Source organism: Tardiphaga sp., from assembly GCF_028290495.1.
Lineage (GTDB): Bacteria > Pseudomonadota > Alphaproteobacteria > Rhizobiales > Xanthobacteraceae > Tardiphaga.
Window position 1 is genome coordinate 1 of the sequence record NZ_JAQGJT010000113.1, and the last position, 20,462, is coordinate 20,462.

The following is a 20,462-nucleotide window of genomic DNA, read 5'->3' on the forward strand; positions in this document are numbered from 1 at the left end:
CCAGAAGGTCACCTCCGGTGCGTCGTCCGACATCGAGCAGGCCACGCGCCTTGCCCGCATGATGGTAACGCGCTGGGGTCTGTCGGAAGAACTCGGCACCGTGTCGTATGGCGAGAACCAGGATGAAGTGTTCCTGGGCATGTCGGTATCGCGCACGCAGAATGCTTCCGAAGCCACCGTGCAGAAGATCGACAGCGAAATCCGCCGTCTGGTCGAGGAAGGCTACAACGAGGCCACCAAGATCCTGACCGAGAAGCGCGCCGATCTGGAAGCTCTGGCCAAGGGGCTTTTGGAATTCGAGACGCTTTCGGGCGACGAGATCCAGGATCTGTTGAACGGCAAGAAGCCGAACCGCGAATCCGTGCTCGAGCCGACCGGCCCGCGCACCTCCGCGGTGCCGCCCGCCGGCAAGCCGCGCCCGCGTCCGGACACCGGCCTGGAGCCACAGCCGCAGGCGTGATGCACAATTTGAAGAATTGAGAAAACGCGGCCGAAAGGCCGCGTTTTTTGTGTGGTGTCTCGTGCCCGGGTGCGGAGGGGAAACGCTGCTCCCTTAAATCTTCCTCAACGTCGGCGATGGCATTCTGCATCCGCGCATCGGGCGCGACGAGGGATGGCCGATGGCCGCGCAACAGCTTGCACCGGTTCCGCACGACACCGCCATTCCCAAGGCGCTGCTCAACGTCTGCTTCGTGCTGGCGGTGATCAACATCGTGCTCTTTCCGGCGTTCTACGGCCGCGGCTGGATCTATGACGAGGCCGGCTTGGGCATGCCCACCGACTTCGTCAATGTCTGGTCGGCCGGCAGACTGGCGCTCGAGGGCCATCCGGCCTGGGCCTGGGACTGGGAGATCCAGAAGCGGGTCCAGGTCGCGGTGCTCGGCCAATCCTATCCCGGCAATTTCGCCTGGCACTATCCACCGCCGTTTTTGTTCGTCGCCGAAATGCTGGCGCGGTTGCCCTATGCGGTGGCGTATGCCGGCTGGGCCGCGCTGAGTTTCGTGCCGTATCTCGTCATGATGCGTGCGGTGGTCGGGCGCCCTTTCGGGCTGCTGCTGGCAGCCGCGTTTCCGGTGGTGCTGACCAATACGCTGATCGGGCAGAACGGCTTTCTCACCGCTTCGTTGATCGGCGCCACCCTGGTGCTGCTGCCGACGCGGCCGGTGCTGGCCGGCATCTGCCTCGGCCTGCTCAGCTACAAGCCGCAATATGGATTGCTGTTTCCGCTGGTGCTGATCGCCGCCTGGCAATGGCGTGTCTTTGTCAGCGCGGCGATCACGGCGGTGGCGCTCGCGGCCGTGTCGTGGCTGGCCTATGGCACCGAGAGTTGGCAGGCGTTCTTTCACTGGATGCCGATGTTCTCGCAGGCCTTCCTCACCGAGGGTCGCGCGCCCTGGGGCAAGATGCAGAGCATCTTTGGGCTTGTGCGCTACTTCGGCGGTAGCGAGCCGCTCGGCTGGATGTTTCAGGGTGTCATGACGTCGGCGGTCGCGGTGACGCTGGTCGTGATGTGGCGCAGCCGGCTGCGTTACGAATGGAAGGCCGCAGCCCTGGCCACCGGCACGCTGCTGGTGACGCCGTATCTGTTTCTCTACGACGTGATGGTGCTGGCGATCCCGGTCGGCTTCCTTGTGCGTGTCGGGCTGGCGGAAGGCTTCGCACGCTACGAACTGCCGGCGCTGGGGCTCGTCGCGTTCCTGCTGATGTTCTTTCCGCTGTTCGCGGCGCCCACCGGCTTTGGCGCCACGCTGGTGGTCGCGGCGCTGATCGCGCGACGCTGCGGCGTATGGCAAAACAAGGCGGCGCTGCTGCCCGACACAAGTCTCGTCCAGAGCTGATCTCTCGACGGCGCACGTCCGTGCCACAGATTCGCCGCAAGACGTCACGCCGCATCGACGGTGTGCTAGTCCTTGAAACTGAATGGCTTTCGACGCTTGACGGATGATCCGCCTTGATCTTGCCGCAAGACCCGAAAAAGCGGCGGGGGAACGCGAAATCAGCTCATCACAGCCGGCTCTCGATCGCCAGCCGCACCAGTTCGGCTGAAGTGCGCAGGCCGAGCTTGTGGCGCATCATCGACGAGGTATTGGCGATCGTCTTGTAGGAGGCGTGCACCATCCAGGCAATTTCGGTGAGGCTCTTGCCGGCCGCGAGCAGCCGAAGGATCTCGATCTCGCGCGGATTGAGCTTGCCGAGCCGATCGTCGGGTCGGGCGAAGGCCAGGCTCTGCGCAGTGGCCGGCGTCAGGAACACGCCGCCGCGCGCGACCTCCTGGATCGCCGCGACGAGATCCTGGGGATCGCCGGATTTCGATACATAGCCGCGGGCGCCGGCCTCGATGGCGCGGGCGGCAAATACCGGATCGTCGTTCATGCTGAACATGATGATCCGCGCCGATCCGTCGCGCGCCAGAATGCGCCGCGCCAGTTCAAAGCCGGAGACGCCGGGCAGGTTGATATCGAGCACGCAGATATCGGGGGCCTCGCGGGCGAACACGGCCTCGCCAATGTCGGCATCGGCGGCGTCGAATATTTCGATATCGGCATCGCCGGCCAGCAGCGCGCGGCAGCCGGAGGCGACGATGGGATGGTCATCGACGATCAGGATACGCATCGGCATCGGTCCCGGTAAATATGCTTGGCCTTGCCGCGCCATCGGCATCTACTACCGCCTTGAAGTAGAGCGTCGATGAATTTGCGTGTCAACGCTCACCCATGGTGCACGGCGGCAGAGACGGATGTGGCAACGACTATCCCTGCGGGCGCGACTCAACCTGCTGCTGGCGCTGGTGCTGATGCTCGGGCTGGTGATCAATATCGCCCGGCTGGCGCTGGAGGCCGGGCCGCGCGTGGCGGCGGAAGACCGCAGCGTGGTGCTGCTGGCGCGCGAGTTCATCGCGACATTGGTCGCGGGACTGAACGAGGCGCCGGATCCCGAGGCGCGGCTGCAGCGCATCGTCGCGGATCTCGCCGCGTTGCGCCATGTCAGCATCGTCCGGGAGGAGGGGACGGCGCCGGTCACGCCGGCAGCGCGCCGGGATGACGACGAAGTCAATGCGCCGCCGGCATGGTTCGTCAGGCTGATACATCCCGAGCAGACCACATTGCGGGTTCCCGTCGTCGTCAACGGACGATCGTTGGGTGCGCTGGTGATCGCCTCGCATCCCAATGACGAGATGGCGGAGATCTGGGATGGCATCGTTACCCAGCTCGAGGTCGGGGCCGCGATTGCCGCGATCATGCTGCTGATTACCATGACCGTGGTGAGCCGCGCGCTGGCGCCGATCGGGCAGTTGTCCGACGCCATGGCGCGGATCGAGGGCGGCCACTATCAGACCCGCGTCGCGCCGGCGGGGCCGCCGGAGCTGGCCGCGATCGGCGAGCGGCTGAACACGCTGGCTACTGCTCTGGGCGCCGCGGTAGAGGACAAGCGCCGGCTGGCGGAGCGGGTGGTGTCGCTGCAGGATGTCGAGCGCAAGGAAATCGCGCGCGAACTGCACGACGAGTTCGGGCCGTTCCTGTTTGCGCTGCGCGCACACGGCAGCGCGCTGCAGCGGATCGCGGGCTCTGCGACGCCGGATATCGCGGCGCTGCAAAATCATGGCAGCGCCATGCCGGCGCAGGTCAACGAGTTGCAGCAGCTCAATCGCCGCGTGCTGGAGCGGCTGCGGCCGGCAGGCTTGAGCGAACTCGGGCTGCGCGAGGCCTTGAGCGCGCTGACGCGGCTATGGCGCGAGGCGCATCCCGGCGTCGCGGTGGCGATCGCGATGGCGCCCGGCCCGATGAGCGAGACCGTCGAACTCACCATCTACCGCGTGGTACAGGAAGCTCTCACCAACGTGTTCCGCCACGCCGGCGCGACGCGCGTCGAAGTCACCATCGCGCCGACGGGCGTCGACGAAGTGTCGGTGCGGGTGCAGGACGACGGCGCCGGTCTGGCCGCCGATCACAGACTCGGCCTCGGCCTGACCGGCATGCGCGAACGCGTGCTGGCACTCGGTGGGACGATGGACGTGACCTCGACGGAGCGGGGCGTGACCGTAGAGGCGAGGGTGCCGACAGGCGTTGGCACATCGCCGGCGTGACCGGGCGCTCCAATAAACACCGCATTGTCAATCGGCACGCAAAAGTGCGCCCCGATCCTTTCGGCCTAGAGCATTTTCGTTTTGAGATGAGTCATCCTCTCCACAAGGATTCCTCATTCTGAAGAGCGGTCATCTTCGACCGCGTCTCGAAGGATGGGCGACACACGCCATGGTTCGAGACGCGCGCCAAATGGCGCGCTCCTCACCATGAGGACGGCGAGTAGGCTCAATCCAAAAAAAGCTCTAGCGTCAGTCGTAGATGCCGAGCCGGCTCCAAAGTGGATTGTCACTTCATCAGCTCCTTCGCCACCGCGGCAAAGGCCGGAAGCGTAACAGGATCATTGGCGCCATTGGCGGCGTATGGGTGCGAGGCGTAGCGCACGATCACCATCTCCGCCTTCGGATCGATGTAGATCGCCTGCCCGTAGATGCCGCGCGCCTCGAACGCGCCATTCTCATTGCGGGTTTGCCACCACATGTCGCGATAGGACCAGCCGGGCAGGGTCTTGTAGCCGGCCTTGGCAAATTTCTCCTTGTCGCCGCCCTTTACGATGTCGGCCACCGCTTCCGCCGGGATAATCTGCTGACCGTTGAAGCGACCCTTGTTGCGGATCATTTCCCCGAAGCGGGCGAGATCGCGCAGCGTCGTGTTGAGCCCGCCGCCTCCGCTTTCTGTGCCGATGCTATCAACCATGAAATAAGCGTCGTTCTCGGCACCGAGCTTTTGCCATATCTGCTGCGACAAGAGATCTGCCATCGACTGGCCAGATGTGCGCTTGACGATCCACGCCAGCACCTCGGCGTTCGAGGTCTTATAGGCAAAGGCGGCGTCGTGCTCGCCCTCCTTCTGCAAGGTCACGAGAAATTCGAAGAACGTCTTCGGCCCGGTATAACCCGGCGGCTGCGGCACCATGCCGCCCGCCCGCGCATAGTCGAACACCTCGGCCTTGGGGTCGGTGTAGTTCTCCGAGTATTTGACGCCGATGGTCATGTCCATCACCTGCCGCACGGTGCTGTCGCCGTAGGCGGAGTCCTTCAGCTCCGGCACGTATTTGACGACCCGCGCCTCAGGATCGAGCTTGCCTTGTGCTGCGAGCGTCGCCGCCAGCGTGCCGACGAACGACTTGGTGACCGAGAAGGCGATGTGCGGCCGATGCGCGTCACCCGCGCCGAAATACTTCTCGTAGACGATCTTGCCCTTGTGCAGCACCAGGAGGCCGTCGGCGTAGGTCAGCGCCGGCATGTCGCCGAAGGTGATCTGCTTGCCGTCCATCGTCGTGACAGCAATTTTGTCGAGGTCTCGCTCGGCGCGCGGCAGTTGCGCAACCGGACCTTCGCCGCGCCACACATTCGCCGTTGGCACCAGTTCGCGGATGTGGCTGAACGCCCAGCGCGTGCCCGGGAATTTGCCGCTCGATCCGTCGGAGAAGCGCACGGTCTTGTCGGCCGACGGCGGAAAGCCCCGCATCACGCTGTTGACGACGGGATCAGTCTGCGTCGCGTCAGGCAGTTTCGGCGCATCCTCGGCGCGGACGTCATGGGGAAAGGTTGCGAGCGCGAGTGCAAGCAGGCTGGCGCCAGCGAAAACGGACGCGCGGCGCGCGCTGAGACGGGTCATGGCGTTTCCTCGTATCGTTTTTGTGCCGTTGCCGCGATGGCGGTCCGGCATTCCATCTATGCCGCGCAGCGTAGCGAGAACCATGCGGGAAAGGGAAGGTTCGATTGAGCCACTTGCGAGGTTATTTTCGGATCTCGCGGAATTTGGCTACGCGCTCATGAGGCCACGCCCTACACCGCCACCAGCTTCCGATGCGGTTCTGCCGGCAATTCCACCGCGATCGCATCGCCAGGCCGCACGCAGCCATCCGCCAGCACGATGGCCATGACGCCGGCCTTGCGGATCAGGTGGCCCCCGGCGTCCTTGTCCAGGGTTGCGGCCATCAGGCCCTTCTGAAACGCGTCGATCTGGATGCAGGGATTGCGCAGCCCGGTGACTTCTATGACGGCGCTGTCACCGAGCCGCAGCCGCGTCCCTGTCGGCAGCCCGAGCAGGTCGATGCCTGCGGTGGTGACGTTCTCGCCAAGCTCCGCCGGCTGCACCACGAATCCCCTCGCGCGCAGCTCGTCGAACAGTTCGGCGTGGATCAGATGCACCTGGCGCAAATTCGGCTGGGTCGGATCGCGCTGTACCCGCGAGCGGTGCTTCACCGTCTCGCCCATATGCGCGTCGCCCCCGACGCCGAGGCCTGCGAGCAGGCGAATGCTGAGCGTCGGCGTCTTGCTGAAGTGATGGCCGTGGCGCTGGGCGACGGCGAGGACGGTGGCCATGCAAACTCCCCGGTTGTCATTCCCCGCTGCGCCGATGGAGCGTGCGGGAGAATGACAGCTACACCAGCAGCAGTGGACGGTGCGGTCCTTCGGGCGGCTCGACGCGGATGGCGTCGCCGGGGCGGACGTCGCCGCCGGTCAGCACGATGCTCATGATGCCGGCCTTGCGCACCAGCGTCTTGGTCGCGTGGTTCTTCTCGAACACTTCGGCCAGCAGACCCTTCTGGAAGTCCTCGATCTGGTGGCAGGGGTTGCGCAGCCCGGTGATCTCGATCACCGCTCCGTCGCCGAGATGGAGCCTGGTGCCGGTCGACAGCCCGAGCAGGTCGATGCCCTCGGTGGTGACGTTCTCGCCGAGGTCGCCGGGATTGACGTCGAAGCCCTTGGCGCGAACCTCGTCGAACAGTTCGCGGTGTATCAGGTGCACCTGGCGCAGGTTCGGCGCATCAGGGTTCTTGCGTGCGAGGTAGGGGTGCATGACCTTCTCGCCCATATGCGCGTCGCCCTCGACGCCGAGGCCTGCGAGCAGGCGAATGCTGAGCGCCGGCGGCTTGCTGAAGTGGTGCCCCTTGCGGAAACAGACGGCGACGACGCGACCCATGCACATTCCCTTCATTGTCATTCCGGGGTCGCCCGCAGCTTGGGCTGCGCGCGACCCGCAATGACAATGCTTAATTCGTGCCAAACACGCGGTTGAAGATCGTATCGACGTGCTTGAAGTGATAGCCGAGGTCGAACTGTTCCTCGATCTCGGCGTCAGATAGATACTTCGTAACGTCGGCGTCGTTCTTCAGCAGCGTCTGGAAGTCGCCTTCGCCGCGCCACACCGGCATCGCGTTGCGCTGTACGAGCTTGTAGGCGTCCTCGCGCGAGGCGCCCTTCTGCGTCAGCGCGATCAGCAAGCGCTGCGAATGCACGAGGCCGCCGAGGCGATCCAGGTTCTTCTGCATGTTGGCGGGATATATCAGGAGCTTCTCGATCACGCCGGCCATTCGGTTCAGCGCGAAGTCGAGCGTCACGGTGGCATCGGGGCCGAACATGCGCTCGGCCGAGGAATGCGAGATATCGCGCTCGTGCCACAGCACCACGTTCTCCATCGCCGGCACGACATAGGCGCGGACCATGCGGGCGAGGCCGGTGATGTTCTCGGTCAAGACCGGGTTGCGCTTGTGCGGCATCGCCGACGAGCCCTTCTGGCCCTCGGAAAAGAACTCTTCGGCTTCCAGCACTTCGGTGCGCTGCATGTGGCGCACTTCGGTGGCCAGGCGCTCCATCGACGAGGCGATCACGCCCAGCGTGGCGAAGAACATCGCGTGGCGGTCGCGCGGGATCACCTGCGTCGAGATCGGTTCGACGGCAAGGCCCATCGCTTTCGCAACATGCGCTTCGACGCGCGGATCGATCTGCGCGAAAGTGCCGACCGCGCCGGAGATCGCGCAGGTCGCGACTTCCTTGCGCGCGGTAATGAGACGTTCGCGGGCGCGCGTAAATTCGGCATAGGCGTAAGCGAGCTTCAGGCCGAAGGTGACCGGCTCGGCGTGGATGCCATGCGAGCGGCCGATGGTCGGGGTCATCTTGTGTTCGAAGGCGCGGGTCTTCAGCGCCGCCAGCAGACGATCGACGTCGGCAATGAGAAGGTCGGCGCAGCGCGTCAGCTGCACGTTGAGGCAGGTGTCGAGCACGTCGGAGGAGGTCATGCCCTGATGCACGAAGCGCGCTTCCGGGCCGACGATTTCGGCCAGGTGGGTCAGGAAGGCGATGACGTCGTGCTTGGTCTCGCGCTCGATCTCGTCGATGCGGTCCACGTTGAAGGTGACGTCCTTGGCCTTGGCCCAGATGGTCCTGGCGGCTTCCTTCGGGATGGTGCCCAGCTCCGCCAGCGCATCGGCCGCATGGGCCTCGATCTCGAACCAGATCTTGAAGCGGGTCTGCGGCTCCCAAATGGCAGCCATTTCGGGACGGGTATAGCGGGGGATCATGGGCACTCGCGGGGTTTGGGGGATTACGCCGCGCTTTAGCAGAAAGGGGCGGGGGAGGCCAGAACGGATGGCGGTGCGGGAGGGGGCGCGGAAAGTCGCCGGACGCGGCCACCCACGCTGTCATTCCGGGGCGCGCTCGGCCGGCGAAGCCGGCGCAGCGAGAACCCGGAATCTCGAGATGGCGAACCGCACTTCTGGATTCCGGGTTCGCAAATCCATCGCCTGACGGCGCCGGATTTGCGCCCCGGAATGACAGCGGTGGGCGATGTGCCCGGGCCTCAAGGTCGAAATGGTAGTATGGCCAAAGCGAAGCGTGTCCACCCCTTTCAATCTCGGTGCACGATGGTGGGCACGGCGCAAGAGCGCGCTTGTTCCCTACGCTTCCTGTGTTGAGGCTTTAATCATGTCGAACGCCATGCAGCGCATTTTGAAACTCCGAGACGGCGCCGGATTCGTCGATGTCACCGTGGGCATTTCGTGGCCCGAGCAGCGCGAAAATTCGTGGTTCTCGGACTGGACGATCGGCTGGCCCGACCGCGAGCGGAAAGGTTCAGCGGGTGGGGCGGACGCCATTCAGGCGTTGCTTGTTGCGTTGAATATCGTCGGCACCGAGCTCCATTGTAGTGCGGAGCACCAGGCGGGACGGCTGAGCTGGGCCGATGACTGGTCCGGTTACGGCTTTCCGGTGCCGAACGGGATGCGCGATGCACTGAAGGGCGACGATGCGCGGTATCTTTGAGACCGCGAGAAGCCCGTGGCCCTGCAGGATGGGTTGAGCGCAGCCAGGTAGCTCGCATGACGCTGCGCTCATGCGGGCTACGCGCTTCATCCGAAAGGACGGAGGCAACCCACCCTGAGGCTTAAATCGCTTCTCCGCGCGCCTGCAGCGCAGCTCCGCGGATTCCATCGATATTCGCCTTGTAGCTCTCCACCGTGCCGCCCTTGAACACCGCCGAGCCCGCGACGAACGCATTCGCGCCGGCAGCCGCCAGTTGGCCTGATACCGCCGACGTAACGCCGCCGTCGACTTCGATATCGATCGGGCGGCCCGCGGTCATGGCGCGCAGGTCGGAGATCTTGCCGAGCGCGGAGGGGATGAAGGCCTGGCCGCCGAAGCCGGGGTTGACGGACATGATGAGCACGATGTCGAGGAGGTCGATGACGTATTCGATCGCCGACAGCGGCGTGCCGGGATTCAGCGAGACGCCGGCCTTCTTGCCGAGCGCGCGGATCGCCTGCAGCGAGCGGTGCAGATGCGGGCCGGCCTCGGCATGCACGGTGATGTGGTCGCAGCCGGCTTTCGCGAAGGCTTCCAGATAGGCGTCGCACGGCGCGATCATCAGATGCGCGTCAAAGATCTTCTTGGTGTGCGGCCGCATCGCCTTGATGACATCCGGGCCGTAGGAAATGTTCGGCACGAAATGGCCGTCCATCACGTCGAGATGCAGCCAGTCGGCGCCGGCTTGATCGACGGCGCGGACCTCTTCGCCGAGTTTCGAGAAATCCGCGGCCAGGATCGAGGGCGCAATGACGAGGGGGCGGGGCGCGAAGCTGGACATCGGGTTTCCTGGGCGTTCCTGCGGAGGGGAGGACCCCGCGTAACATGGGCTTCGCGCAGCGGCAACGCGCGCGGTCGATCAGCACGGCCGATCGGTCCCGGCACATTCTGCCGCAACGGCATGATTTGCCGGGATTCTTCGCCCGCTGAAGCGGAAATGTTGTTGTTTTTACGGGGTTATTTCGCTGGCACGTGACTTGCTCCCTCTAAAGCTGCGAATTCAGGCCGCACGCCGCGGCATGGACAGGAGTTTTCGATGTTGCCAGCCCTCGCTGCCGCCACCACCGCCATCGACGCGCTTCAGGCGCTGACCGCCTCGAAGAAAAAGAGCGCGGCGACCAGCACCGGCACGTCAAGCGCCAACACGCCGTTCACCACGGCGGCGACCTCCAGTGCCACCGCCACGCCGGTGATCAGCAGCAGTTCGAGCAGCTCCGGTACGCTGTCGACCAGCACGATGAGTGCGGCGATCGCGGCGCAGTGCGACGCTTCCAACGCCAGCACGACATCGGCCTCCAGCGGCAAGTCGGATCCGTTGAAGAAGCTGTTCAGCCTGCTCGACAGCGACGGCAGCGGCGGCATCAGCAAGGCCGAGTTCGAGGACAAGCTCGGCGCCGGCGGCACCAACGTCGCCAATGCCGACAAGGTGTTCGCCAAGCTCGATACCAACGGCGACGGCTCGGTCAGCCAGGATGAGCTGTCGGTGGCGCTGAAGGGCAAGGGCGCCGCCAGCTCGGCCGCAGCGGCGCTAAAAGGCGGCGGCGGTGGCGGCGGCGGCGATAGCGACACCAAGGACGCCACCTCCACGACCACGATGAATCCCGACGGCACCACGACGACATCGACCACCTATGCCGATGGCTCCGTGGTCTCGATGACGTCCGCGCCGACCCCGACCGGCAGCGCATCGACGACCGCGAATGCCACGTCGTCGAAGGCCAGCTCGTCGTATAATTTCATCGAGCAGATGATCCAGCGCCAGGCGCAGGCGATCCAGGCCTCCAAGGCCACCTCGACGCTGTCGATCAGCGCCTGATCGTAGTTTCCTCTCGTGCCCCGGACGCGATGCGATACGAAGTATCGTTTCGCAGGGCCGGGGCCGTCACGCACGCCGGTGTCTGGCATGATCCCGGCTCTGCGCGACAGCGCTTCGCGCTGCGGCGCGTCCGGGACAAGAGGGGGCCATTCATCGCCGCCGTTCCAGCTCCCGATACGCATAGGCGTCCCGGATGTGCGCGTTGAAGAACGTGCCTTGCGACGGCGTCGTCGAAATTGCCGTGAACATTTCCGGCGCGACATCCGCATAGGCATAGCGGCGGCCACTGACGAAGGTCACGGTGAGTTCGCGCGTGGCAGCATCGTAGGCGAGGTGTCGTATGGCTGACGAAGGCATGGCGGCCGGTCCGGTGAAGCCCTGCTGGTAATAACTACCACCGTCATTCGTTGCGCGCGGCCCGGTGGTACACATCGGCGCGACGGTGGTAGGCGGCGGCGCGGGCTTTCGAAGGGCGTCGATTAATCCCGCCGCCGGGAAGGAACTTCATTCTTTGCTTACTATAACGCGACACGCTTCCCTCGATTGTAAAGTATTTCGGGTGGCGTATGTTGCGTATGAAAGTATTCATCGCGGTCGTCGGTATTTATTTACTTGGCGGGCCGGCCTTCGCCGAGGACGACTTTCTGGCCTCGGTGCGGCTGCGCGGCGGCTATGACAGCAATCCGCAATTCGGCTCCGGCCACGGCTCGCCGGGCAGCGCCTTCATTGCCACCGATGTCGCGCTCGCCGCCGGCAGCAAGGACGACAGCGGCAGTTGGGGCGTCACCGCGGAAGGCAGCACCACGCGCTACGCCAATCCGTTGCTGCTGCCGATGACCAACGGCAAGGTGATGCTGCGGGGAACGACGGGCAACGATGAGTTGCGCGTCACTTCGACCACCACGCTGTCCGATTTCAACAGCTACAATCTGCGCGCCAGCGATCTGTTGCAGACCGTCAAGCTCGAGTCGCTGCAGGACAAGGTCAAATTGTTCGTCACCGCGGAAGGCGGGCGCTCGACGCTGAACCAGACCAACGCAATCTTTGAGGATTTCCTGCCGACGCCGCTGTCGTACTGGCGCGGCGCGATCATTCCCGGCGTCAGCGTGATCCGCGGCAAGGCCGAGCTCGGCGTCTCCGTGAATCTGTCGGCGCGGCGCTACGCCGAGGAGCTCGACGTGTTCGGCTATCGCCGCGACAACGAGCGCGTGCAGCCGTTTGTGTTCGCGAAGTATGATGCCGACGAAGTCACCGCCTTTGCCTCGGTCTCGAAACTGTACGGCAAATGGCACGACGTGGATTTCAGCAATGTCGAGCGCACGCTGTTCGACGCCAGTGTGAGCTGGCGGCCGGCCAGATGGAAGACGGTGACGCTGGATCTGAATGCCACGCGCCGCGCCGGCGAGACCACCTTTCCGGTCTCGCCGATCACCATCGATACGCTCTACTCGGCCAAGGCGGGCTGGCAGGTCGATCCGAAGCTGCTGCTGACGGCGGCGGCCGGCTATGCGTCGATCGAATATCTGGATTCGCCGTTCCGGCAGACCACCACCACGTTCGGCGTCGGCATGTCGCGAGAGATCACCAAGGATATCAAATGGGGCATGGACCTGTCGCGCACGACGGGCACGCTGATCAATGGCGAGAGGGCCAATGCGATCATCGTAGCGTCGTCGCTGACCAAGACCTTTGCGCCGAACGAGGCCCGGGCGAAGGCGGAAGACAAGGCCAAGGTGGCCAAATAAGATGACGAAGTGAAATCGTGAAGTGAAACCAGGAAGTACAAAACGAGCGGGGCGTCCCCCGTTCGTTCCAGTGTGATGTCAGCAGCCGCAGCCGCCGCCGGAATGGCCGCCGGAATTGCCGCGCCCACCGCCGAGGATGGCGCCGAGGATGCCGCCCTTGCCGGTGTTGACGCTGGCGCCGATGCCCAGGCCGCTATTGCCGCGGCCACCGCCGCCGAGCAGGCCGAGCACGCCGTTCGAACCCGTCACAACGCTGGCATTGATGATCAGGCCTCGTCCACCACCACCACCACCGCCAGCAAAGGCCGGGGCGGAGAGCAATGCGGTAGCCATCGCAGCGAGAACGACGATCTTCTTCATGACGCTTCTCCTTGTTGCGCGCTCTTTTGTGAAGCGCATCGACAAGGTGACGCCGGGTTTTACGTCCGGCAAGTTAAACGGATTTTTAACCTTAGTATACTTGGATTTATCATATACCACCAAAGTAAATAGGTAGTTTTATGTGTTCGTGCGGAAATATATACCCGGATGATCTTGGCGGTGACGGGAGCGCCTAGCCGAATTTGTCGCGCCATGCGGGCTGCGCGCCTTCGAAGGGCAGCGCGGTGGCGTGATAGACGCCCCGCGCAATGGCGCGTGCGGTAACGTGACCGGCGACCATGCCGAGTTCGGTCAGGCCGACGAGCGGATCGATCGGCTTCTCGCCGGTCGCCGCCGCGAACACGATGTCGCCGTCGAGCGGCGCGTGCACCGGGGTGATGGCGCGCGCAAAGCCGGTCTGCGCCATCATCGCCAGCCGCTTTGCCTGCGGCTTGCTGAGCATCGCGTCGGTGACGACCACCACCAATGTGGTGTTCTCGATCGCGGAGGCCGCCGTGCCGCCCTTGATGCGCATCGCCAGCATGTCCGGCGTGAAATGCGCGGGCAGGCCCCGCTGGCCGAATTCGTCGGAGACCTCGAACGGCGCCGACCAGAACCACGGCCCGTCGCCCACGGTGACGCTGCCGATCGCATTGACCACGGCGAGCGCCGCGACGCGCACGCCGCCGGAGGTGATCGCCGAAGCGGAGCCCAGCCCGCCCTTGAAATTCGCCGTGGTGGCGCCGCGGCCGGCGCCCACGCTGCCGAGCGCAAAGCTGTCGCCGGCGGCCTCCGCCGCGGCGTAGCCGAGGTCGCGGTAGGGGGCGAAGCGGCCCCATTTCTTGTTGCCGCCGTTCAGCAGGTCGAAGCACACCGCGCCGGGCACGATCGGGATCACGGCGTCGCCGATGCGAAAGCCGCGGCCCTGTTCGGCGAGCCAGGCCTGCACGCCGCCGCCGGCCTCAAGGCCAAAGGCCGATCCGCCGGACAATGCGATGCCGTTGATGGTCTCCACGGTATTGACGGGGTCGAGCAGCGTGGTGTCGCGGGTGCCGGGCCCGCCGCCGCGCACATCCATGGCCGCCACCGCGGGGTGGTCGAACAGGATCGCGGTGACGCCGGAGGCGAGGGCAGCGTCGTCGGCGTGGCCGACGCGGACGCCGGCAATGTCGGTCAGGAGGTTGTGCATCGGTGATTCCAATCTGGCGCCCATGATCGCCGCGCGGCGCGGCGGGTCAACCGATCACGCCGCGATCACAACGCGGCGAGGCGCCGCACGGGCCTTGCATCCCGCAGCGCCCGGGGTGCATCTAGCCGTATGATCCATGATGTCTCGATCCCCGCAGCGCTGCTGGCCGGCCTTGTCAGCTTCCTGTCGCCCTGCGTGCTGCCGCTTGTGCCGCCCTATCTGATCTATCTTACCGGTGCGACCATCGAGCACGTCGCCGCCGACGAGGCTGACCGCGCCTCGAAGCGCGCGGTAATCATCTCGGCGTGCATGTTCGTGCTCGGCTTTTCCACGGTGTTCGTCGCGCTCGGCGCCAGCGCCAGCCTGATCGGCGGCCTGATCCGGGCTTATTCGGCCGAACTGTCGATCGTCGCCGGAATCATCATCATCCTGATGGGGCTGCATTTCCTCGGCCTCACCCGGATCGGCCTGCTGATGCGCGAGGGCCGGTTGGCGATGGCCAAGCCGGTCGGGCTGTGGGGCGCCTATGCGATGGGGCTGGCCTTTGCGTTTGGCTGGACGCCGTGCATCGGCCCGATCCTCGCCGCGATCCTGTCGGTCGCCGCCGCCGAGGCCACCGTCGCCAAGGGCGCGATGCTGCTGGCGGTCTATTCCGCCGGGCTGGGCATTCCGTTCCTGATCGCGGCGCTGATGGTCGAGCAGTTCTCCACGATGTTCGCCCGCATGAAGCGGCATCTGTTGCAGGTCGAGCGCGTGATGGGCGTGCTGATGGTCCTCACCGGCATCGGCTTCCTCACCGGCGCGGTGTCCAGCGTCAGCATCTGGCTGCTGGAGACGTTTCCGGCGCTGCAGAATTTCGGCTAGCGGCGGTACCCGGACGCGCTGCTGCGTAGACTCGGGAACTCGCGAGCCCTTCAGCCCATCCGCCTGCACATGATACCTATACCGGCGCCGGGCCCCAAAATCCGCCTTCCGCGACGCACCAAATTATTGACAATTCGCAAGGTGAGTGCTTACTCACGACGATGAGCACCTTACGAATGACCCATGATCTCAGGCGCGAGCTGATTCTCAGCGCGGCGAAGCGATGCTTTGCGCAACACGGATTCGCCGGCACCACGACCAAGAGCGTGGCCGCGGCGGCGTCGATCTCCGAAGGCTTGCTGTTCAAGCATTTCCCGACCAAGTCGGCGCTGTACGCCGAAATCCTCGCCGAGGAATGCGAGGCCGATCCGGGCCTGCACAAGCTGCTTGGCCTGCCGCCATCCACCGAGACGCTGGTGATCCTGATTCGCGGCATGGTCGGACACTTCCAGGAAGTGCTCGCCGCGCCCGAGCAGGAAGAAGCGCAGCGGATGCGGCTGATGATCATCAGCCATCTCAACGACGGCGAATTCGCCCGGCTGCTGTTCGAGAAGGTTGGCAGGCTGATCGGCGCGGCCTTCACCGGGGCGCTGGAGCAGGCGATCGCGCAGGGCGACGCCAGCCGCGTCGGCAATACGCCGCTGAACCTGTTCTGGTTCGCGCACCACACCGCGATGATGGCCTCGCTGGCGAGGCTTCCCCCGGTTCCCACTTTGCCCTATGGCAACGATCCCGGTCTCGAGCGGCAGCTCTGCGAGTTCATTCTTCGCGGCATCGGCCTCACCGAAGCGGCCATCGCCCGATATATCGACCTAGAAATTTCGCCGGACCTGCTGCCCGCGGTAACGACAGAAAGCGCCTGACATGACCCTCACGACCGAAGCCAATACGGCGCCGCGCGCGCCTGTCGAAAAACCCCGTCCGCGCCCGGTGCGGATGGGGCGCTGGTTCATCATCATCGGCATCCTGCTCGGGGTGCTGGTCGGGGCCATCGTCGGATTCAACTACATCCGCGCCAACGCCATCAAGAATTTCTTCGCCACGATGAAGCCGCCGCCGACCAACGTCACGGTGGCCGCGGCCAAGTCGGAAGTGATTCCGAACCTGATCAACGCGGTCGGCGACCTCGCCGCCGTGCACCAGGTCAACGTCACCTCCGACCTCAACGGCCGCATCACCCAGATCATGTTCGAGGCCGGCGCTTCCGTGAAGGCCGGCATGCCGCTGGTGCAGCTGTTCGACGGACCGGAGCAGGGCGACCTCGCCAGCTTCAAGGCGCAGGCCAAGGTCGCGGAACTCAACCTCGACCGCGCCAAGCAGCTGGCGTCGCGCCAGTTCGGCCCGCAGGCCACGGTGGACACCGCGCAGGCGGCGTTCGACCAGGCCCAGGCCGGCATCGCCAGGACCGAAGCCGTGATCTCGCAGAAGCTGGTGCGCGCGGCGTTCGATGGCGTGCTCGGCGTGCGCCGCGTCGAGATCGGACAGTACCTCACCGCCGGGACCCAGATCGTGACGCTGACGGACCTCTCGGCGGTGTATGCCAACTTCACCGTGACCGAGAAGGATTCCGGCACGCTCAAGGTCGGCCAGACCGTGCGCATCGGGGTGGATGCCTATCCCGGCCGTAAATTCGAAGGCAAGCTGACCACGATCGAGCCGCAGATCGCCAGCGAGACCCGCAACATCCGGGTGCAGGCGACGATCCAGAATCCCGAGGGCATCCTGAAGCCCGGCATGTTCGCGACCACCACGGTGGTGCTGCCCGACAAGCCGGCCGTGATCACCGTGCCGGAGACCGCGGTCGACTACACGCTGTACGGCGACTCGGTTTACCTGATCACCGAGAAGAAGCTCGATGACGGCAAGACCGATCTGACGGCGGTGCGTTCCTTCGTGCAGACCGGCGACCGCATCGACGGCCGTGCCGTCATCGTCCGCGGCCTCAAGGCCGGCGACCGTGTCGTGCAGGTCGGGCAGCTCAAGCTGCAGTCCGGCGTCGCGGTGGTGATCTCGAGCGATCCCGGTCCGCAGATTCCGGCGAAGGCGCCGCTGAACTAACAAGAGAGCGACGGGCTGCGGATCGCCGCAGCCCGTCTCACAATCGAGATTTCCTGCATCGCCGCGGCCGATCCGTTCGGCGCCGATGCCGCTGACGGAGCACCGCGATGGTTTTTACCGATATTTTCATCAAGCGGCCGGTGCTGGCGGTGGTCGTCAGCCTGTTGATCCTGCTGATCGGCTTCAAGGCCGCAACCTCGCTGCCGATCCGGCAGTATCCGAAGCTGTCGAACACCGTGATCACCATCACCACGGTGTATCCCGGCGCGTCGCCGGACCTGATGCAGGGCTTCATCACCACGCCGATCGAGCAGGCCGTCGCGGCAGCCGAAGGCCTGGACTACATGACCTCGGCCTCGACCCAGGGCCAGAGCCTGATCTCGGTCTACATCAAGCTCAACAACGACCCCAACGCCGCGCTCACCGAAGTGCTGTCGAAGGTCAATTCGGTCAAGTACCTGATCCCGAAAGAGGCCAACGATCCGGTGATCGTGAAATCGACCGGCTCGACCACGGCGGTGATGTATCTCGGCTTCTCCAGCGAGGAACTGTCCGGTTCGGCGATCTCCGACTACCTGACGCGCGCGGTGCAGCCGGTGCTGTCCACCGTTGCGGGCGTTGCCTCGGCCGACATTCTCGGCGGCCAGACCTTTGCGATGCGGCTGTGGCTCGATCCGGTCCGCATGCAGGGGCGTGGCGTGTCGCCGGATGACGTGGCGGCGGCGATCCGCGCCAACAACTTCCAGTCGGCGGCCGGCCAGACCAAGGGCTATTTCATCATCTCCAACGTCACGGCCAATACCGACCTGCAGAACGTCGAGCAGTTCAAGCGGATGACGGTGAAGGCCAAGGACGGCGGCTTCGTCCGCATGGAGGACATCGCCACCGTGCAGCTCGCGGCGCAAAGCACCGACGCCAGCGTGGCGTTCTCGGGCGAACGCGCGATCTTCATCGGCGTGCAGTCGACACCGGAAGGCAATCCGCTCAACATCGTCGAAGGCGTGCGCAAGCTGTTCCCCGAACTGCAGCGCAACCTGCCGCCCTCGCTGAAGATGAAGGTGGCCTACGATTCCACCATGTTCATCACCTCGTCGATCAACGAGGTCGAGCACACGCTGATCGAGGCCGTCGGCATTGTGATCGTGGTGATCTTCCTGTTCCTGGCTTCTTTCCGCTCGGTGATCATCCCGGTGGTGACGATCCCGCTGTCGCTGATCGGCGTCTGCAGCCTGATGCTGGTGATGGGATTCAGCATCAACCTGCTGACGCTGCTGGCGATGGTGCTGGCGATCGGACTGGTGGTCGATGACGCCATCGTGGTGGTGGAGAACATCCATCGGCATCTGGAGGAGGGCAAATCGCCGGTCCAGGCCTCGCTCGAAGGCGCGCGCGAAATCGTCGGCCCGGTGATCTCGATGACCATTACGCTGGCGGCGGTGTACGCGCCGATCGGCTTCCTCGGCGGCCTCACCGGCGCGCTGTTCCGCGAATTCGCCTTCACGCTGGCCGGCTCGGTGATTGTTTCCGGCATCATCGCGCTAACGCTGTCGCCGATGATGTGCTCGGTCCTGCTGAAGCAGGAGGAGCCGAGCTGGTTCGGCAAGAAGGTCGACAAGGTGTTCGGCGCCACCACGCGCTGGTACGGCCGCCAGCTCGACCGTTCGCTCGACTACCGCCCGATCACCGCTTTGTTCGCGGTGGTGATCCTCGGCCTCGTCGTGTTCATGTACCAGCACACGTCCAAGGAGCTGGCGCCCGAGGAAGACCAGGGCATCCTGTTCGCGGTGGTCAAGGCGCCGAAATACGCCAACATCGACTACTCGGATTTCTACGGCGACAAGATGGACAAGGTGTTCGAGAAGTTCCCGGAGACCGACCTGCGTTTCATCATCAACGGCATCAACGGCCCGAGCAACGGCATCGCCGGCATGCTGCTGAAGCCGTGGGACGAACGCACCCGCTCCTCCACCAAGCTGAAGCCGCTGGTGCAGGCCGAGCTCAGCAAGATCGAGGGCGTGAACGCCTTCGCCTTCAACCTGCCGGCGCTGCCAGGCGGCCCCGGCGGCCTGCCGATTCAGATGGTGATCAACTCCACCAACGGCTTCCAGTCGGTCTATGAGGAGATGAACAAGCTGAAGGACGCCGCGCGCAAGAGCGGGTTGTTCATCGTCGCCGACAGCGATCTCGACTACAATCAGCCCGTGGTGAAGGTGAACATCAACCGCAACAAGGCCAACGACCTCGGCGTCACGATGGCGAGCATCGGCAGCACGCTGTCGACGCTGCTCGGCGGCAACTACACCAACCGCTTCAACCTCGAAGGGCGCTCCTACCAAGTGATCCCGCAGGTGCCGCGCGCGATGCGGATCTCGCAGGATTCGCTGCAGAACTATTACGTGCCGACGTCCACCGGCCAGCAGGTGCCGCTGTCGACGTTGGTGACGGTGGAAACCGCCACCAACCCGAACGCGCTGTCGCACTACAACCAGCTCAACTCGGCGACCTTCCAGGCCGTGCCGATGCCCGGCGTCACCGTCGGCGCCGCGGTCGACTTCCTGGAGGGAGCGGCCAAGCAATTGCCGGCCGGCTTCAACCACGATTATCTCGCGGATTCCCGGCAGTATGTGCAGGAAGGCAACCAGCTCGCGGTGGCGTTCGGCTTCGCGCTGATCATCATCTTCCTGGTGCTGGCGGCGCAGTTCGAATCGATGCGCGATCCGCTGGTCATCATGATCTCGGTGCCGATGGCGATTTCGGGTGCGCTGATCCCGCTGTTCTTCGGCGTGGCGACGATCAACATCTACACCCAGGTCGGGCTGCTGACACTGGTCGGGCTGATCTCGAAGCACGGCATCCTGATGGTGGAGTTCGCCAACGAGCTGCAGCTCAAGGAAGGGCTCGACAAGCGTTCGGCGATCGAGATGGCGGCGCGGGTCCGGCTGCGTCCGATCCTGATGACGACGGCGGCGATGGTCACCGGCCTGCTGCCGCTGCTGACCGCGGCGGGTGCGGGTGCGGCGAGCCGGTTCTCGATTGGCCTCGTGGTGGTGTCCGGCATGATGATCGGCACGCTGTTCACGCTGTTCGTGCTGCCCGCGGTCTACGTGGCGATCGCCACCGACCACCGCGCCGGCCGCGAGACCAAGCGCGCCAAGGAGATCGAGGCCTTCGATCTGCAGGATGGCGCTGTGCCGGCGCTGCGCACGAGCTGAGCTTGTCGAACATGAGCCTTTGAGCTTTGATGGCGGATCGAGAAATCGA

18 protein-coding genes and 1 pseudogene are annotated in these 20,462 nt (G+C 64.9%); 10 read left to right on the plus strand and 9 right to left on the minus strand.

The window, feature by feature from the left end:
• A pseudogene (locus JWQ24_RS16990) lies at window positions 1–460 on the plus strand (cell division protein FtsH); the annotation flags it as partial.
• Window positions 461–620: 160 nt separating this feature from the next.
• The gene (locus tag JWQ24_RS16995; RefSeq protein ID WP_299810390.1) at window positions 621–1,838 is read left to right on the plus strand and encodes a glycosyltransferase family 87 protein; all 1,218 of its coding nucleotides are present in this window, start codon (window positions 621–623) and stop codon (window positions 1,836–1,838) included.
• 166 nt (window positions 1,839–2,004) lie between these two features.
• On the opposite strand, the gene JWQ24_RS17000 is transcribed toward JWQ24_RS16995, so the two are convergent.
• Window positions 2,005–2,613: a response regulator transcription factor gene (locus JWQ24_RS17000; RefSeq protein ID WP_299810392.1), complete on the minus strand. Its 609-nt coding sequence runs from the start codon at window positions 2,611–2,613 to the stop codon at window positions 2,005–2,007.
• 124 nt (window positions 2,614–2,737) lie between these two features.
• On the opposite strand from JWQ24_RS17000, the gene JWQ24_RS17005 reads away from it, so the two are divergent.
• Window positions 2,738–4,084 (plus strand): ATP-binding protein, encoded by a 1,347-nt coding sequence (locus JWQ24_RS17005; protein WP_299810394.1) that lies wholly within the window; start codon window positions 2,738–2,740, stop codon window positions 4,082–4,084.
• A 286-nt stretch (window positions 4,085–4,370) separates the two neighbouring features.
• On the opposite strand, the gene JWQ24_RS17010 is transcribed toward JWQ24_RS17005, so the two are convergent.
• The 4 genes from JWQ24_RS17010 to purB form a co-directional block, all read right to left on the minus strand.
• Window positions 4,371–5,702: a serine hydrolase gene (locus JWQ24_RS17010; protein ID WP_299810396.1), complete on the minus strand. Its 1,332-nt coding sequence runs from the start codon at window positions 5,700–5,702 to the stop codon at window positions 4,371–4,373.
• Between the two features lie 170 nt (window positions 5,703–5,872).
• Entirely contained in the window at window positions 5,873–6,412 is a 540-nt protein-coding gene (locus JWQ24_RS17015; protein ID WP_299810398.1) for an MOSC domain-containing protein, read from the minus strand.
• 58 nt (window positions 6,413–6,470) lie between these two features.
• Complete coding sequence (locus JWQ24_RS17020; RefSeq protein WP_299810558.1) at window positions 6,471–7,013, minus strand: MOSC domain-containing protein; 543 nt, start codon at window positions 7,011–7,013, stop codon at window positions 6,471–6,473.
• Window positions 7,014–7,083: 70 nt separating this feature from the next.
• Window positions 7,084–8,391 carry an adenylosuccinate lyase gene (gene purB, locus JWQ24_RS17025; protein ID WP_299810400.1) on the minus strand — a complete coding sequence of 436 codons (1,308 nt, stop codon included), beginning with the start codon at window positions 8,389–8,391 and terminating at the stop codon, window positions 7,084–7,086.
• Window positions 8,392–8,794: 403 nt separating this feature from the next.
• Between purB and JWQ24_RS17030 the strand changes: the two genes are divergently transcribed.
• The gene (locus tag JWQ24_RS17030) at window positions 8,795–9,130 is read left to right on the plus strand and encodes a hypothetical protein (RefSeq protein ID WP_299810403.1); all 336 of its coding nucleotides are present in this window, start codon (window positions 8,795–8,797) and stop codon (window positions 9,128–9,130) included.
• A 121-nt stretch (window positions 9,131–9,251) separates the two neighbouring features.
• Here the strand turns inward: JWQ24_RS17030 and rpe are convergent, their stop codons facing one another.
• Window positions 9,252–9,950 (minus strand): ribulose-phosphate 3-epimerase, encoded by a 699-nt coding sequence (gene rpe, locus JWQ24_RS17035; protein WP_299810405.1) that lies wholly within the window; start codon window positions 9,948–9,950, stop codon window positions 9,252–9,254.
• A gap of 255 nt (window positions 9,951–10,205) precedes the next feature.
• Here rpe and JWQ24_RS17040 point away from each other — a divergent pair, with 255 nt between their 5' ends.
• Complete coding sequence (locus tag JWQ24_RS17040; protein WP_299810408.1) at window positions 10,206–10,985, plus strand: EF-hand domain-containing protein; 780 nt, start codon at window positions 10,206–10,208, stop codon at window positions 10,983–10,985.
• A 150-nt stretch (window positions 10,986–11,135) separates the two neighbouring features.
• Here the strand turns inward: JWQ24_RS17040 and JWQ24_RS17045 are convergent, their stop codons facing one another.
• Entirely contained in the window at window positions 11,136–11,342 is a 207-nt protein-coding gene (locus JWQ24_RS17045; protein ID WP_299810412.1) for a KTSC domain-containing protein, read from the minus strand.
• A 218-nt stretch (window positions 11,343–11,560) separates the two neighbouring features.
• Between JWQ24_RS17045 and JWQ24_RS17050 the strand changes: the two genes are divergently transcribed.
• Entirely contained in the window at window positions 11,561–12,730 is a 1,170-nt protein-coding gene (locus JWQ24_RS17050) for an outer membrane beta-barrel protein (RefSeq protein WP_299810415.1), read from the plus strand.
• Between the two features lie 78 nt (window positions 12,731–12,808).
• Here the strand turns inward: JWQ24_RS17050 and JWQ24_RS17055 are convergent, their stop codons facing one another.
• Together JWQ24_RS17055 and JWQ24_RS17060 are read right to left on the minus strand one after the other, a co-directional pair.
• Window positions 12,809–13,090, minus strand: coding sequence for a hypothetical protein (locus JWQ24_RS17055; protein ID WP_299810417.1), 282 nt, complete (start codon window positions 13,088–13,090; stop codon window positions 12,809–12,811).
• Between the two features lie 193 nt (window positions 13,091–13,283).
• A complete protein-coding gene (locus JWQ24_RS17060; protein WP_299810420.1) occupies window positions 13,284–14,279 on the minus strand; it encodes a P1 family peptidase in 996 nt (331 codons plus the stop codon).
• 129 nt (window positions 14,280–14,408) lie between these two features.
• Here JWQ24_RS17060 and JWQ24_RS17065 point away from each other — a divergent pair, with 129 nt between their 5' ends.
• The 4 genes from JWQ24_RS17065 (at window position 14,409) to JWQ24_RS17080 (ending at window position 20,413) form a co-directional block, all read left to right on the plus strand.
• Window positions 14,409–15,143, plus strand: a complete 735-nt coding sequence (locus JWQ24_RS17065; protein ID WP_299810423.1) for a cytochrome c biogenesis protein CcdA — start codon at window positions 14,409–14,411, stop codon at window positions 15,141–15,143.
• Window positions 15,144–15,304: 161 nt separating this feature from the next.
• Window positions 15,305–16,006, plus strand: coding sequence for a TetR/AcrR family transcriptional regulator (locus JWQ24_RS17070; RefSeq protein ID WP_299810426.1), 702 nt, complete (start codon window positions 15,305–15,307; stop codon window positions 16,004–16,006).
• Between the two features lies 1 nt (window position 16,007).
• A complete protein-coding gene (locus JWQ24_RS17075; RefSeq protein WP_299810429.1) occupies window positions 16,008–17,201 on the plus strand; it encodes an efflux RND transporter periplasmic adaptor subunit in 1,194 nt (397 codons plus the stop codon).
• Between the two features lie 107 nt (window positions 17,202–17,308).
• Window positions 17,309–20,413, plus strand: a complete 3,105-nt coding sequence (locus tag JWQ24_RS17080) for a MexW/MexI family multidrug efflux RND transporter permease subunit (protein WP_299810432.1) — start codon at window positions 17,309–17,311, stop codon at window positions 20,411–20,413.
• The last annotated feature ends 49 nt before the right edge of the window (window positions 20,414–20,462 follow it).

What these genes read in the sequence shown, in the direction of transcription:
- JWQ24_RS16995 (WP_299810390.1), top strand. Translation starts at nt 621, where the DNA reads ATGGCCGCGCAACAGCTTGCACCGGTTCCGCACGACACCGCCATTCCC.
- JWQ24_RS17045 (WP_299810412.1), bottom strand. Translation starts at nt 11,342, where the DNA reads ATGCCTTCGTCAGCCATACGACACCTCGCCTACGATGCTGCCACGCGC.
- JWQ24_RS17015 (WP_299810398.1), bottom strand. Translation starts at nt 6,412, where the DNA reads ATGGCCACCGTCCTCGCCGTCGCCCAGCGCCACGGCCATCACTTCAGC.
- JWQ24_RS17060 (WP_299810420.1), bottom strand. Translation starts at nt 14,279, where the DNA reads ATGCACAACCTCCTGACCGACATTGCCGGCGTCCGCGTCGGCCACGCC.
- JWQ24_RS17080 (WP_299810432.1), top strand. Translation starts at nt 17,309, where the DNA reads ATGGTTTTTACCGATATTTTCATCAAGCGGCCGGTGCTGGCGGTGGTC.
- JWQ24_RS17010 (WP_299810396.1), bottom strand. Translation starts at nt 5,702, where the DNA reads ATGACCCGTCTCAGCGCGCGCCGCGCGTCCGTTTTCGCTGGCGCCAGC.
- JWQ24_RS17000 (WP_299810392.1), bottom strand. Translation starts at nt 2,613, where the DNA reads ATGCGTATCCTGATCGTCGATGACCATCCCATCGTCGCCTCCGGCTGC.
- JWQ24_RS17075 (WP_299810429.1), top strand. Translation starts at nt 16,008, where the DNA reads ATGACCCTCACGACCGAAGCCAATACGGCGCCGCGCGCGCCTGTCGAA.
- JWQ24_RS17030 (WP_299810403.1), top strand. Translation starts at nt 8,795, where the DNA reads ATGTCGAACGCCATGCAGCGCATTTTGAAACTCCGAGACGGCGCCGGA.
- JWQ24_RS17065 (WP_299810423.1), top strand. Translation starts at nt 14,409, where the DNA reads ATGATCCATGATGTCTCGATCCCCGCAGCGCTGCTGGCCGGCCTTGTC.
- rpe (WP_299810405.1), bottom strand. Translation starts at nt 9,950, where the DNA reads ATGTCCAGCTTCGCGCCCCGCCCCCTCGTCATTGCGCCCTCGATCCTG.
- JWQ24_RS17005 (WP_299810394.1), top strand. Translation starts at nt 2,738, where the DNA reads ATGTGGCAACGACTATCCCTGCGGGCGCGACTCAACCTGCTGCTGGCG.
- purB (WP_299810400.1), bottom strand. Translation starts at nt 8,391, where the DNA reads ATGATCCCCCGCTATACCCGTCCCGAAATGGCTGCCATTTGGGAGCCG.
- JWQ24_RS17050 (WP_299810415.1), top strand. Translation starts at nt 11,561, where the DNA reads ATGAAAGTATTCATCGCGGTCGTCGGTATTTATTTACTTGGCGGGCCG.
- JWQ24_RS17040 (WP_299810408.1), top strand. Translation starts at nt 10,206, where the DNA reads ATGTTGCCAGCCCTCGCTGCCGCCACCACCGCCATCGACGCGCTTCAG.
- JWQ24_RS17055 (WP_299810417.1), bottom strand. Translation starts at nt 13,090, where the DNA reads ATGAAGAAGATCGTCGTTCTCGCTGCGATGGCTACCGCATTGCTCTCC.
- JWQ24_RS17020 (WP_299810558.1), bottom strand. Translation starts at nt 7,013, where the DNA reads ATGGGTCGCGTCGTCGCCGTCTGTTTCCGCAAGGGGCACCACTTCAGC.
- JWQ24_RS17070 (WP_299810426.1), top strand. Translation starts at nt 15,305, where the DNA reads ATGAGCACCTTACGAATGACCCATGATCTCAGGCGCGAGCTGATTCTC.